This is a genomic window from Vibrio sp. V43_P6S15P86 (assembly GCF_009904725.1).
Taxonomy (GTDB): Bacteria; Pseudomonadota; Gammaproteobacteria; order Enterobacterales; family Vibrionaceae; genus Vibrio; species Vibrio diabolicus.
This window is the reverse complement of record NZ_WXWT01000360.1, coordinates 1-13236: the sequence shown is the minus strand read 5'-3', so window position 1 is coordinate 13236 and position 13236 is coordinate 1. Positions and strand designations below refer to the sequence as shown.

Genomic DNA, 13236 nt, shown 5'->3' with positions numbered 1-13236 from the left:
AATTAGACCATCGTTCAACTTTACTCATAATTAGTTAATATAAAACTGATGTTTCAACCTCTCACTTGAGCATTCCAATTCGAAACCAATGAAACAAAGGCTCGAATAAGAACACAAATTAACCGTAAAAAGGGTGTTTCACATCCACCCTTGTTACGCGAAACCACTAAATAACTAAAAAGATGAAAAATGTTCGCGCTTAGTATCAAACGAAATAACAAAACTAATGTTATCTGAACTCAAACCTAGACAGTGATTCACGAACACAAGACATAAACCATATTTATTTTCCTCTCCATTTTCATAATTAACACTAATTTGGATAACAAGTTCCTCTCGAGATATAAACATAGCAACGCATTTTCTTATATCACCGCTAGTCCTTGATGTACTTGACCTCGCCTTACCTCTTTAGGGTTAATTACTACGCAAAATCTGAGTAATAAATCCCCAAGCACGTAGCAGCTTCACAAAACTCCTCTTACCAGTTGTGCATTCTTTTTCACATCGGTAATTTGAGCGCTTCCCAAACACACCTCGTAGTAAAGAAATTCTTTTCGTTGTTTTCTTTTTCGATTAAAAGATGCGCCATTTAACAAAAACGAAGACTTTGATTAACAATTTTATGCTCAAACGCTCATTTTTAACGCGCGTTTGTTTTCGCAAACGTTTATATGTGCACAATAGTATCGTGCTAGACAGGCAAAAATGATCAAAGGACTTTTAACATGACAACGAACAAACACCCCTCTCTGCTCGGAGAATGTTTGGCCGAGTTTATCGGTACAGGACTACTTATCTTCTTCGGCGTAGGCTGTGTCGCAGCCTTAGTTCTAACAGGCGCATCATTTGGACAATGGGAAATCAGTATTGTATGGGGCCTAGGTGTCGCCATCGCTATTTACTGTACTGCCGGCGTTTCAGGCGCGCACATCAACCCAGCGGTAACCATCGCACTCGCTATGTTCCATGGTTTTGATAAGGCGAAAGTGGTGCCATACATCATCGCCCAAATGCTTGGCGCATTCTGCTCTGCTGCGTTGGTTTACAGCTTATACAGCAACCTTTTCACCGACTACGAAATCGCACATAACTTCGTCCGCAGTAGCCAAGATGCACTAGCAACCGCTGGTATCTTCTCAACCTATCCACATGCTTCCCTCTCTTTCTTTGGCGCTTTTGCTGTGGAATTCGTTATCACTGCCGTGCTGATGTTTGCGATTTTGGCTTTGGGCGATGAAAATAACGGCGCTGCACGAGGTGCAATGAACCCGCTGTTAATCGGTATTTTGATTGCCGTAATCGGTGGTTCTCTTGGCCCACTAACAGGCTTCGCGATGAACCCTGCGCGCGACTTTGGACCGAAACTGTTCGCTTACTTCGCAGGCTGGGATTACGCTCTGACAGGTGCTAAAGACATTCCTTACTTTATCGTGCCTTTACTTGCTCCGATTGCAGGTGCGTGCTTTGGTGGTTGGTTGTACCCAAAAGCGATTGCAGCTTACCTTCCACAACAAGGCCACGGCTGTACAATTCCAAACCAATGTGAGACGGAAGAAGAAACAGAAGAAGCTAGAGCTTAAAACTGACGCAACTCGAACATTTACTAAAATATAAATAACGAAACAAAAGGATTCTTACCATGACTGAGCAAAAATACATTGTTGCCCTAGACCAAGGTACGACAAGCTCTCGCGCAGTAATTCTTGATCATGACGCGAACATCGTAAGCGTCGCACAGCGCGAATTTACTCAGATTTATCCAGAGGCAGGTTGGGTAGAGCATGACCCAATGGAAATCTGGGCAACACAAAGCTCTACGTTGGTAGAAGCTCTAGCTAAGTCTGGCATCCGTAGCGACCAATTGGCGGCTATCGGTATTACTAACCAGCGTGAAACCACCATCGTCTGGAATAAAGAAACAGGCAAACCCGTTTACAATGCGATCGTATGGCAATGTCGCCGTACTGCTGACATCTGTGAAGATTTAAAAGCGCGTGGTCTAGAAAACTACGTACGTGACAACACAGGTTTGGTGCTTGACCCTTACTTCTCAGGAACCAAAGTGAAATGGATTCTGGACAATGTTGAAGGCGCGCGCGAAGACGCAGAAGCAGGCAAGTTGTTGTTCGGTACCGTCGATACTTGGTTAGTTTGGAAGATGACTCAAGGCCGCGTTCACGTGACCGACTACACTAACGCATCGCGTACCATGCTATTTAACATCAACGATCTATGTTGGGATCAGAAAATGTTAGATGAGCTTGGTATCCCAGCATCTATGATGCCAGAAGTAAAACGTTCATCGGAAGTTTACGGTAAGACCAACATTGGTGGTAAAGGCGGTACTCGTATTCCTATTTCTGGTATTGCTGGTGACCAACAAGCTGCGCTTTACGGCCAAATGTGTGTTGAAGCGGGTCAGGCGAAAAACACTTACGGCACGGGTTGTTTCTTGCTAATGAATACGGGCCAAGAAAAAGTCACTTCGACGCACGGCTTACTGACAACTTTGGCTTGTGGTCCTAAAGGCGAGCCTGCTTATGCACTTGAAGGTGCCGTATTCATGGGTGGTGCTTCTATCCAATGGCTACGCGATGAATTAAAAATCCTAAACGGTGCAGAAGACTCTGAATACTTCGCAACCAAAGTGGATACCTCAAACGGCGTTTATGTCGTGCCTGCCTTTACTGGTTTAGGCGCACCATACTGGGATGCCTACGCACGTGGCACGATTGTCGGCCTTACTCGCGGCGTGAACTCAAACCACATTATCCGTGCGACTTTGGAAGGCATCGCTTACCAAACTCGTGACGTACTGGATGCGATGCAAGCCGACTCAGGAATTAAACTTGCGAATCTTCGCGTCGATGGCGGTGCGGTAGCGAACAACTTCCTAATGCAGTTCCAATCCGATGTATTGAATACAGAAGTACACCGCCCTCAAGTAACAGAGGTTACCGCTCTTGGTGCAGCCTACCTTGCAGGTCTTGCCGTGGGTTACTGGGACAGCATTGACGAGTTGCAGAATAAAGCGGTGCTTGATCGCACGTTTGAGCCGCACGATGATGAAGAAAAGCGCAATCGTCGTTACAAGGGTTGGAAACGCGCAGTGAAATGTGCGCAAACCTGGTCTGAGCTTCACGACGAAGAAGATTAATCTCACCTCCATACGAAAAAAGAGCGCCATTTGTGCGCTCTTTTTTGCGCTTTGCCCCTGATTCCTGAACTCGCTTACTTCTCACAACGCGCAAATTCGAGCACAATAGAGCTTCGAATTTGAAGCATTGGCCGTTACCAATGCACAAGGGAGTGGTAAGTGAAGCAAATACCTCGACACCAACAGATTGTTGAGTTGGTGAAAAAACAAGGCTATGTCAGCACGGATGAGTTGGTAGAAAGATTCAATGTCAGCCCACAAACCATCCGACGCGATCTTAATGAACTCGCCGACGACAACAAAATTCGTCGTTATCACGGTGGTGCAACCATCCCTCTCAGTTCTGAAAACACATCTTACAACACGCGTAAAGCGCTCAACTTCAATGAAAAAGATGTCATTGCAGACGAGGTGGTCAAGCACATTCCTGATGGCGCGACTCTATTTATTGATATCGGCACCACACCAGAAGCGGTTGCTCGAGCGCTCAATAAAAACCATAAACAGCTACGCGTGGTTACCAACAATATCAACGTGGCAACCATTCTCTTCCCCAACCCAGAGATCAAAGTCATCTTAGCAGGCGGTGAAGTTCGAAGTCGCGATGGCGGCATTGTTGGCGAGGCTACTCTCGACTTCGTTAAACAGTTCCGTCTCGACTTTGGCATTCTTGGCATCAGTGGTATCGACTTCGATGGTTCACTGCTGGATTTTGATTATCACGAAGTCAGGGTCAAACAAGCGATCATCGACAACAGCCGCAGTGTATTTCTTGCCGTCGACCACACAAAGTTCGGGCGCAATGCTATGGTGAAGCTAGGCAATATCGCTCAGCTCAACATGATCTTTACCAACAAGCAGCCACCAGAAGAAATCTTGTCGATTTTAAAAGAAGCTTCAATTCCACTTGAAGTCGTTGAAGCGAACGAGACAAACTTCGAAAACGAGTAGTTTCAATCATTAATTTGCCTCTCAAATGACCTCTGTCTTAATTAGGCAGAGGTTTTTTTTGTGCCTAAATCACACAAAACGCTCACAAACGAAAATAATAGATGATCACAAACGAAACCTAAGCTAGGATTAGATCATGTTCTAAAATGCTCGTTCGCTCACCAAGAGGTCAAATTTATGAGTATACAAAAAAATGCTTCCACTACTAGCTCATCCACTACCTTAGACTTGATCGTAATTGGTGGCGGCATTAACGGGGCTGGTATTGCGGCAGATGCAGCTGGCCGCGGTTTGAGTGTTGGCTTATACGAAGCAAATGACTTTGCGTCCGCTACTTCTTCGGCAAGTTCTAAACTGATCCACGGCGGTTTACGCTACCTTGAACACTACGAGTTTCGTTTGGTTTCGGAAGCGCTCGCAGAGCGTGAAGTTATTCTTCGCAAAGCGCCTCACGTTGCACTACCAATGCGTTTCCGTTTGCCTCATCGCCCATTCCTACGTCCAGCTTGGATGATTCGCTGTGGTCTGTTCCTTTACGATAACTTGGGTAAACGTACGACTCTGCCAGGCAGCAAAACCGTCAACTTAGCGAAATCCGGCTTGCTAAAACCAGAAATGAAAACCGGTTTCGAATACTCTGACTGTTGGGTTGATGACGCGCGTTTAGTATTGCTTAACGTTCTGGCTGCTCGTGAAAACCATGCAGAAGTACGTAACTACTGCCGCGTAGAAAAAGCACACCGTGAAGGTGGTATCTGGCATGTCACAATTCATGACGTGATGACAGACCAACGTTTCGAACGCAAAGCAAAAGCACTAGTAAACGCAGCTGGCCCTTGGGTAAAACAGTTCTTTGATGATGGATTAGAGCAAGCCTCTCCTCGTAACATTCGCTTAATCAAAGGCTCGCACATCGTTGTTCCTCGTATCCACAACGAACCGCAAGCCTACATTCTTCAAAACAAAGACAACCGCATCGTATTTATGATTCCTTACTTAGATAAGTTCTCAATCATTGGTACAACAGATGTGGAATACAAAGGTGACCCACGCGAAGTGGCAATCTCAGATGACGAAGTCGATTACCTCATCGACATCGTAAACCAACACTTTGTCCACCAGCTGACTCGCGAAGATGTGGTTTGGACATACAGCGGTGTTCGTCCTTTATGTGACGATGAATCTGACTCTCCGCAAGCGATCACACGAGACTACACGCTAGAACTCGATGCGGAATACGACCATGCACCTCTGCTTTCTGTCTTTGGTGGTAAGCTGACGACCTACCGTAAGCTGGGTGAAGCGGCAATGAAAAAGCTGGCTCCTTTCCTACCAGAGATGGGAAGCGACTGGACGGCAAATCAAACCCTACCTGGTGGTAACTTCAGCTGTAGTCGTGAACAATTAGCTAAACAAATTCATGCTAAATACGCTTGGGCGCCAGAAGCATTGATTCTTCGTTACGTGACACAATTTGGTACCCAAACGTGGAACTTAATGGAAGGCACAGCAAGCGAAGCTGACCTTGGACACGCGTTCTCATCGCAAGCCGGCGGTGTTTACCAACGTGAGATCGACTACTTAATGAACCATGAAATGGCAATGACCGATGAAGACATTTTGTGGCGTCGTACCAAACTTGGTCTGTACATGAACGATGAAGAAAAGCAGGCTTTATCGGACTATTTAAAAGAAAAGCTACAGCTGAAAGTGGTTAATCTTTCTCAAGTTGGCTAACTGCTCCTCTCCACCCCACTAGAAAGCCTGCCTCACTGCAGGCTTTTTTATTTTGCTGTTTTTACACCACACTTTGGCTTGCTTCACTTGATTACAAATAAGAGCAACTATTCATAGACATTTAGCGTTAAATGCAATCATACTCATTTGAATAATTATCCCTGAATAACTTCATGGAGCTGGGTTCAGAACGTTATCACTGATGCACTTCACGGAAAATAATGCAGCGGAAGAGCACAGGCTCTTTCCGAGTTATTTGGGGAAAGGCTCAGACAAGGAAAAGAAAATGGGTTTTATGATTGAACATTGGGATTTTTCAACCCCAGAAGCAACTCAGCAATCCACAACGGCGGAGCAGATTCAAGCCAAACATTGGTACCATTGTGAACGGCTGCATCCCAATATTCGTGGTTGGCTAGAGCAAAACCAAGTACCACGTGCCACTGTTGATCACCTGTTAGCCGACGAGAGCCGACCGTCTTTCCACCCTTTGGATGACGAGAACTTCATGTTGATTTTACGAGGCGTCAATATGAACGGCAATGCTTCACCAGAAGACATGCTCAGTATTCGAATTCTCTATTTTCAAGGCGCACTGATTTCAACACGTAAGATCCCATCGCGTGCCATCATGGAAATTCGTCAAGCATTGGCGGAACACAAAGGCCCGAAAAGCCTTGCTGGTTTACTTCATCAGATTATTGAAGGATTAAATAGCAAAATAGACGTTTACCTCGATACGATTGAAGAGACGTTAAACCAGTTTGATGTGAATGATGAATCGACGTACAAGCATATGGCGACTCAAAAAGCGCTTATCTCCATCAAACGTTTTATTCGCCCTCAGCAATATGCTATTCGTGATCTCGTTGAATCAGAGTCCGAGTTGGTGGCTTTAAGGCCCCATCAATATCGCTTCGCCCACAATAATATTACGCGCATAAATGAAACACTTGAGTTTTATCTTGGAGAAGTCGCTCTCTTTCAAGAAGAAATCAAACATCATCGTGACGAGAAAACTAATAAAAACAGTTATCTATTTACCTTGGTGGCGACTATTTTCTTGCCAACCAGCTTCCTAACAGGTTTGCTTGGCATCAACATTGGCGGTATGCCAGGCGTGGAATCCGCCATGGCGTTCACCTGGTTCTGTATCGCTTTAATTGTCATCTTTGCTCTAGAGTGGTGGCTATTCAAGCGTTTGGGGTTCACGAATAAAACGGACGACGAAGACGAATAAGCGCTAATCCTATAAAGAACAACAATCAAAAGAGGAGCGCGCGGCTCCTCTTTCTCTACTCACATTAGAGCCCTATCCGGGATGACCATCAACGCGAGGGGTAATAAGCATCACGCCAAAGCGCCAAATAAACAGGCCAAATGCGACAATCCATAACCCGCCGCTGATATCAATCCACAGCATCATATTGGCAGGATCAAATATCACGGCAAAACTGCGAACCAAAGCTGCCGCGGTAATCGCCGCAAACGCAAGGCTCATGTTCGGACCTTTGTAGATCATGCGACCAGTATGTCCCATCGTCACGCGTGCAATCATCGCTAAAATCAAGCCGCCTAATGCACCTATCGCAAACAGGTGAATCAGGTTATGGCTGGCAAATGCATCTCCCCAAACGCCTCGCAAAATTAAGCTTAGTGGCAAACACAAATACGCAGCATGCAGCGACCACACTAAAGGCTCGCTCAGGGTTAACCAAGGTTTCCAGCGAACAAAACGCACCAACTGAGCAACACCTGCAAACAGCATCAAAGGATTACCTAGCTCTGCAAACGTCACAGGGAAAAAGCTCAGCACAAATAGCATTACCAACGGCAAGTTCGCGAACCATTCTAACCAAGCCAGTGGTTGCGCTTTTTCGAAATTAAATCGACGCGCAGTAAAGAATGGAATCACACGTCCGCCCATGACCGACAGTAACAACGTAAACCACCACAACATCGCCTGCCATACAGCAGAAGAGCTAAACGGCGGCATGCCTTTTATTGTTGCGTAGCTTGTAAAGTTCGCCAAAATGGCCAAAAGAAACAGCGGCACAAAAAACAGATTACGCCAACCTTTGGCTCGACAAACACGAATGCCTACCTCATAGGCAACAAACAACAAAAATACCGCTTCAATGCTGCTGGTTAACCATAACGGCGCTGGCGTCCAGAGCAATATTCTAGGTGTCAACCACAAGCCAAATAAGATCAAAAGCGTGTAATGCTTGGTGCCATTAATGCCAGTCCAGTTTTGTACCGCGGTCAGTACAAAGCCAACTACGATTGCCATCGAAAAACCGAACAACATTTCATGTACGTGCCACCATAATGCCGGTACAGCTAATGCGTTTGGCTGTCCGCTCTGGAACATCCACACCCACAACGCGATCGCAACAATGGCGTAAATCGACCCAAACAGAAAAAACGGCCGAAAGCCTAATCGCAGCCATGCGGGGATTTTTTCTTCCACTTTTTTATCGGTGATATTCAGCATTATCTTGCCCTCAAGCGTCTCTCGATGCTGGTTAACTCAACTACAATATTGATGCTACCATAAACATGTATAAAAAATACATGTTAATAGTTAGGATTATACTTAAGAGGTAAAGTTGTGCTTCAAAGGCGGGTTAGGTATAAACGGTGAGAGACACAACCATCAGTTAAGGGATGCAACGACAATGTACATATTTGGCTATGGCAGTTTGATTAATTCTGCGTCACGTAAGTTAACCGGACAAACGGGAGAAGCCATTCCCGTCATTGCTCATGGACTGGTGCGCTACTGGGGAAAAATTGATGACAGCTACACTCTGTCTCCATTAGTGGTGAACCAAGGCGATGGGCAGGTCAACGGCGTTTTACTCGAAGTGAATGAAGAAGCTCTCGCAGAATTCGATCGCCGTGAGCGTGGTTATCATCGTATTCAAATTCAGCCAGATCAAATAGAAACGGACGCGAACTTTAACCAAGAACATAGCATCTGGGTTTACGTAAAAGACGAGCCATTACCACCGTGCGTAAAAAGCCCAATCATGCAAAGCTATGTCGATACCGTGCTAGTAGGTTGCTTAGAAGTTTCCCACGCGTTTGCAGAGCATTTTGTGCGTCACACCATTGGCTGGCAACACGCAAAAGAAAATGACCGCCATCAACCCAAATACGGCAACCTTGCAGGCGTGCAAGAGCATCATTACGAGTTGATTGATAATCTGATTGCCCAAAAATCGTAGCTCAATCCCATCTGTAAAAACAGCTCTAAACTAAGAGCTGTTTTTACAATAGAGCGACCAGTGAACTGATTAAACAATTCTCACCCCAGTCGGCATCGCTCTTTCTGGCGTTAGCAACACACTTTCGGATTCATCATCCGTTTCTGCGCATAACAACATACATTCAGAGGTTTCACCGCGCATTTTGGCTTTGGCAAGATTACACAATACGACCACTTGTTTGCCCATCAACTCTTCCTCGGTGTAATAAGGCACTAAGCTGGTTACGGTTTGCAGTGTTTTCTCACCGATATCAATTTGCACAATATACAGCTTGTCTGCATTTTGATGACGAGCCACTTCAATGATTTTTCCGGTACGAATTTCCAGTTTGGCAAAATCTGAGTAAGCGATAGTTTCCATAATTAAAACCCTAGTAAATTTTTACTAAAAAGATAACATTTACACTATCAGTAAGCTTAATAAATACAAGTGGTAAAGATCTCATTTCCGAAAGCAAATCCCCTATCAAATTGCACTTATTACACAATGGGTGTTTAATACTTCCAGTCAAAATTTTTAGCCACTAAAGGTTCTATATGGCAACGATCAAGGATGTCGCGAAAGAAGCCGGTGTTTCGGTCGCAACGGTTTCTCGCGTGATCAACAAGTCCCCAAAAGCCAGTCAATCATCGGTAGAGTCGGTCACCAAAGCAATGAGCAAATTGGGTTACAGACCCAATGCCGCAGCTCGCGCACTGGTGAGTCAAAGCACAAATACCATGGGTGTGTTGGTGAGTGATGTGTCCGATCCTTTCTTCGGCACGCTGGTCAAATCCGTCGATAATATCGCGCGCGAAAATGGCAAACATATCTTGATTGGCAACGGGTATCACAATCCAGATGATGAGCGTCAAGCCCTAGAATTGCTGATCAACAGCCGTTGCGATGCAATAGTCATCCACTCGAAAGGCTTATCTGATGAGGAGCTAATTGGCTATGCCCAAGAAGTGAAAGGTATGGTGCTTATCAATCGACATATCCCAGAGCTTGCTGAGCGCTGTATTTCCCTTGATAACCGCAAGGGGGCACTCCTCGCGACAGAATATTTGATTCGTCACGGGCATCGCAAAATCGCTTGCATCGCCTCATCCCACGATATCGAAGATACCGATGAACGCTTGCAAGGTTACCAAGCCGCATTGAAAGAACATGGTATTGAACTCTCCACAAGCTACATCGAATACGGTGAGCCCAACAGTGATGGGGGCGAAGTTGCGATGACCAACCTGTTAACCAAATCTTTGGAGATTACTGGAGTGGTGGCCTACAACGACTACATGGCCGCTGGCGCACTAGCAGCGTTGGATCAAAATGGCATTGACGTACCAAGTAAGGTATCTATGGTCGGGTTCGATGATGGCTTGATCGCCCGCTTTGTTCACCCTAGCCTGACCACTATTCGCTACCCAATCGAGATGATGGCAGAACGCGCCGCCCGTTTGGCTTTGGCGCTATCTCGTGACGAAAAAGTTGAAGATGAAACCATTATTTTTAGCCCGACTTTGGTACGAAGAAATTCTGTTGAGCGTTGTTGATGGTGGATAACCTGTAAATTGAAAAGAAAAAGCCCGCTCAGGTTATTGAGCGGGCTTTTTCTTTGAGCACTTGTCGAGACGATATGGATTCTAGCTCAAGGCTTCGTTCGGTTTTGCAGACTTCACGTCAACGCCTTCCGCAAACTCACCACGCTGTAATTTTTCTCGTAAAATCGCATGTTGGTCTTCGGTAAATGTGTAGCGAGACATAATAAAGATGCGCACTAAAGCTCCCAATGCGGGTAGCAACGCAATACAGAAGAACATGCCACTGAGCGCGGTTTCCGTTTGCGCCGCATTTGGTACATAGCCAATCATCGTCAAGATTACCCCCGTTAAGCCGCCCGCTACCGCAACAGAAAGTTTGCCTGTAAAGGTTTGTCCCGAGAACGTGATCGCCGCGGTACGTTTGCCACTGTGGTAGTACGAGTACTCTACTGTGTCTGCAATCATGGCCGAGATAAGAGGGTTGGTCATCATAAAGATGCCTGTAATCACCGCTAACCACGCCATCACGACCGTTGGATTATCATAGCCAGTAAAATAGAACCCAATGCGAGCGATGATCTCTAAAACACACAGCGCAATAAAGATGTCACGTTTTTTGAAACGGTTTGTCAGCACAGGCGTAGCCAAACACGCAATCGCACTTACCAAAGTGATGGTACCAATCAGAGAGACTAACCCTGCATCACCCATGTTGTAGGTAAAGAAGAAAATGTACAGGCCATTTACTAGGTTAAAGAACACATTCATAAAGAAAGCGGCAAGAATAAAAAACAACGGCTTGTTTTTACGAACGGCTTGAAAGGTTTGTTTTAGAGTAACTTTTTCGCAGCTCTTCGTCGAGATGCGTTCTTTGGTGTTGTAAAAACCGTTCAGCATGAAGAACAAACCCGCAATCATCAACACAATCACAGCTGGTAAGTAACCCTGATCTGCCCGGCCATCAGCGAAGTAAGCGCTCAGTTTCGGGAACACAACCAAAGTTGCACCAATACCTGCATTCACCCCTAACATGGCACAAGTTGCCGCTTTTGCTCGCTCTTGCGGTTCATCCGTCATAACAGAAGACATAGACCAAAACGGCACATCAGAAATTGTGTAAAGCGTACCCCAAAGAATGTAAGTGATACCGGCATACATCACTTTTGTCGACGTATCAGCATCAATGTTATAGAAAGCGGCAACCGTGACCAGAACAATCAGAATCGGCGTAAACAGCATGTAAGGGCGGAATTTACCAAAGCGAGAGTCTAGCGTGTCCATGTATCCGGCAATGAGCGGATCGTTCACCGCATCCCACACACGAGCAATCAAAAAAATCGTACTTGCCGCAATTGGAGAAATACCCAAAATATCGGTATAGAAATAAAGAATAAAAGAGCCGACTAGACCAAAGCTAAAGCACTGGCCTACCCCATAGCCGAAGTAAGACATCAGCTCCTTATTAGTGAGTTTGTTTTGTAGAGTAGTCATTGTTCACGTCTCAATTGATTTTATTGTAAATAAGAAACCGACCCATTTCTCAGAGTCGGCTCACAGGCAATTAATCCACTTCTGCGAGTGTTTTGATCAATTGCACTTCGCTTGCGTCATACGGCTGTCCTTGCTCATCAAGCAGATCGTGGAACCATTGACTCGCATAGTTTGCATCGCTACGTTTTATCTCTGGCCAAGGCAGATGCGTTTGTGTTTTTCCTTTCACTAATCCCCACTGGTAGCAGCCAATGTTTTTCTGTTTAAAGACCGGAAGCTGTTCGTGCATGTACGATTGCGCATGACGAGCAAGCCACTCAGTACACATCATTGGTCGGTTGTAGCTTTCTACAATTTCAACGGCTTTATGGAACAGATCGAGTGGTAAGTAAGCGTGGAAAGTAATGATGTCCGATAGCTCCATCGCTTTGCGATCGGTTGGGTGTTCATAAATCGGTAGGCTTCGGTCAAGAATGCTTGGCGCATGCCAAGCGCCAACGGTGAGAGGCTGAGTTGGGTTTTCTTCACGTGCCCACTCAAACGCTTGTTCCATCAGCTCATGGCTAAAGATTTCCATTTCTTCGTCATAAGCGATCTCACCCGTGGTGGTGAAAATCATGCGGTTGGTTGGCTCGTTATAGAGATCCCAAATAACGATTCGAGGGTCATTTTTGTAGGTAGAGATGATGTCGCGAATATACGCTTCGACCTCACCCCACATAGATTTGTCCATCACCACATTGCGACCAGGACTTGCTGCTGCTTGGCTGTTGTGCAAATCCGGTACGGGCGCTTTTTGTTCACCAAGATAAGGATGGTCGCCCGAAAAACCGCAGTCATCCATCGGCGTGAGCATCACTTTGATTTGATTGCGTTCGCAAATATCCAGAAAGCGCTCAATTCGCGCATGTAAACCATCGCGATCCGCTTGCCAAACTATAAATGGTAAGTTGGTACGTAAAGTGTTGTAACCCACATCATGCGCCCAAGCTAACTCTTGTTCCATCACCTCAGGTGCAAAAGATTCCGCTTGCCACATCTCATTCCAGTTAACCGCTGTGCGCGGTAAATAGTTAAAGCCACGTAGCCAGCCATGCTC

11 protein-coding genes are annotated in these 13236 nt (G+C 45.7%); 7 read left to right on the top strand and 4 right to left on the bottom strand.

The window, feature by feature from the left end:
• Positions 1–728 precede the first annotated feature (728 nt).
• From CAG69_RS16400 to CAG69_RS16380, 5 genes are all read left to right on the top strand, one after another.
• Entirely contained in the window at positions 729–1583 is an 855-nt protein-coding gene (locus CAG69_RS16400) for an MIP/aquaporin family protein (protein WP_046875005.1), read from the top strand.
• A gap of 59 nt (positions 1584–1642) precedes the next feature.
• Positions 1643–3160 carry a glycerol kinase GlpK gene (glpK, locus tag CAG69_RS16395; protein ID WP_006742415.1) on the top strand — a complete coding sequence of 506 codons (1518 nt, stop codon included), beginning with the start codon at positions 1643–1645 and terminating at the stop codon, positions 3158–3160.
• Between the two features lie 159 nt (positions 3161–3319).
• A complete protein-coding gene (locus CAG69_RS16390) occupies positions 3320–4111 on the top strand; it encodes a DeoR/GlpR family transcriptional regulator (protein ID WP_006742414.1) in 792 nt (263 codons plus the stop codon).
• Between the two features lie 177 nt (positions 4112–4288).
• On the top strand, positions 4289–5848 hold the full coding sequence (glpD, locus tag CAG69_RS16385) for a glycerol-3-phosphate dehydrogenase (protein ID WP_161445190.1): 1560 nt from the start codon (positions 4289–4291) through the stop codon (positions 5846–5848).
• A gap of 286 nt (positions 5849–6134) precedes the next feature.
• Positions 6135–7088, top strand: a complete 954-nt coding sequence (locus tag CAG69_RS16380; RefSeq protein WP_161445188.1) for a CorA family divalent cation transporter — start codon at positions 6135–6137, stop codon at positions 7086–7088.
• Between the two features lie 72 nt (positions 7089–7160).
• On the opposite strand, the gene CAG69_RS16375 is transcribed toward CAG69_RS16380, so the two are convergent.
• Positions 7161–8345, bottom strand: a complete 1185-nt coding sequence (locus CAG69_RS16375) for an NnrS family protein (RefSeq protein ID WP_161445186.1) — start codon at positions 8343–8345, stop codon at positions 7161–7163.
• Positions 8346–8529: 184 nt separating this feature from the next.
• On the opposite strand from CAG69_RS16375, the gene CAG69_RS16370 reads away from it, so the two are divergent.
• Positions 8530–9081: a gamma-glutamylcyclotransferase family protein gene (locus CAG69_RS16370; protein WP_161445184.1), complete on the top strand. Its 552-nt coding sequence runs from the start codon at positions 8530–8532 to the stop codon at positions 9079–9081.
• 69 nt (positions 9082–9150) lie between these two features.
• Here CAG69_RS16370 and CAG69_RS16365 read toward each other — a convergent pair whose 3' ends face one another.
• Positions 9151–9483, bottom strand: coding sequence for a tRNA-binding protein (locus CAG69_RS16365; protein ID WP_005494151.1), 333 nt, complete (start codon positions 9481–9483; stop codon positions 9151–9153).
• 176 nt (positions 9484–9659) lie between these two features.
• Between CAG69_RS16365 and CAG69_RS16360 the strand changes: the two genes are divergently transcribed.
• On the top strand, positions 9660–10658 hold the full coding sequence (locus tag CAG69_RS16360; RefSeq protein WP_161445182.1) for a substrate-binding domain-containing protein: 999 nt from the start codon (positions 9660–9662) through the stop codon (positions 10656–10658).
• Between the two features lie 90 nt (positions 10659–10748).
• Here CAG69_RS16360 and CAG69_RS16355 read toward each other — a convergent pair whose 3' ends face one another.
• Entirely contained in the window at positions 10749–12137 is a 1389-nt protein-coding gene (locus CAG69_RS16355; protein ID WP_237668086.1) for an MFS transporter, read from the bottom strand.
• A gap of 70 nt (positions 12138–12207) precedes the next feature.
• On the bottom strand, positions 12208–13236 hold a 1029-nt coding region (locus tag CAG69_RS16350), incomplete at its 5' end, for a cellulase family glycosylhydrolase (protein WP_161445180.1).

Coding starts and splice junctions, on each gene's coding strand:
- CAG69_RS16365 (WP_005494151.1), bottom strand. CDS start 9,483: ATGGAAACTATCGCTTACTCAGATTTTGCCAAACTGGAAATTCGTACC.
- CAG69_RS16400 (WP_046875005.1), top strand. CDS start 729: ATGACAACGAACAAACACCCCTCTCTGCTCGGAGAATGTTTGGCCGAG.
- glpD (WP_161445190.1), top strand. CDS start 4,289: ATGAGTATACAAAAAAATGCTTCCACTACTAGCTCATCCACTACCTTA.
- CAG69_RS16360 (WP_161445182.1), top strand. CDS start 9,660: ATGGCAACGATCAAGGATGTCGCGAAAGAAGCCGGTGTTTCGGTCGCA.
- glpK (WP_006742415.1), top strand. CDS start 1,643: ATGACTGAGCAAAAATACATTGTTGCCCTAGACCAAGGTACGACAAGC.
- CAG69_RS16355 (WP_237668086.1), bottom strand. CDS start 12,137: ATGACTACTCTACAAAACAAACTCACTAATAAGGAGCTGATGTCTTAC.
- CAG69_RS16375 (WP_161445186.1), bottom strand. CDS start 8,345: ATGCTGAATATCACCGATAAAAAAGTGGAAGAAAAAATCCCCGCATGG.
- CAG69_RS16380 (WP_161445188.1), top strand. CDS start 6,135: ATGGGTTTTATGATTGAACATTGGGATTTTTCAACCCCAGAAGCAACT.
- CAG69_RS16370 (WP_161445184.1), top strand. CDS start 8,530: ATGTACATATTTGGCTATGGCAGTTTGATTAATTCTGCGTCACGTAAG.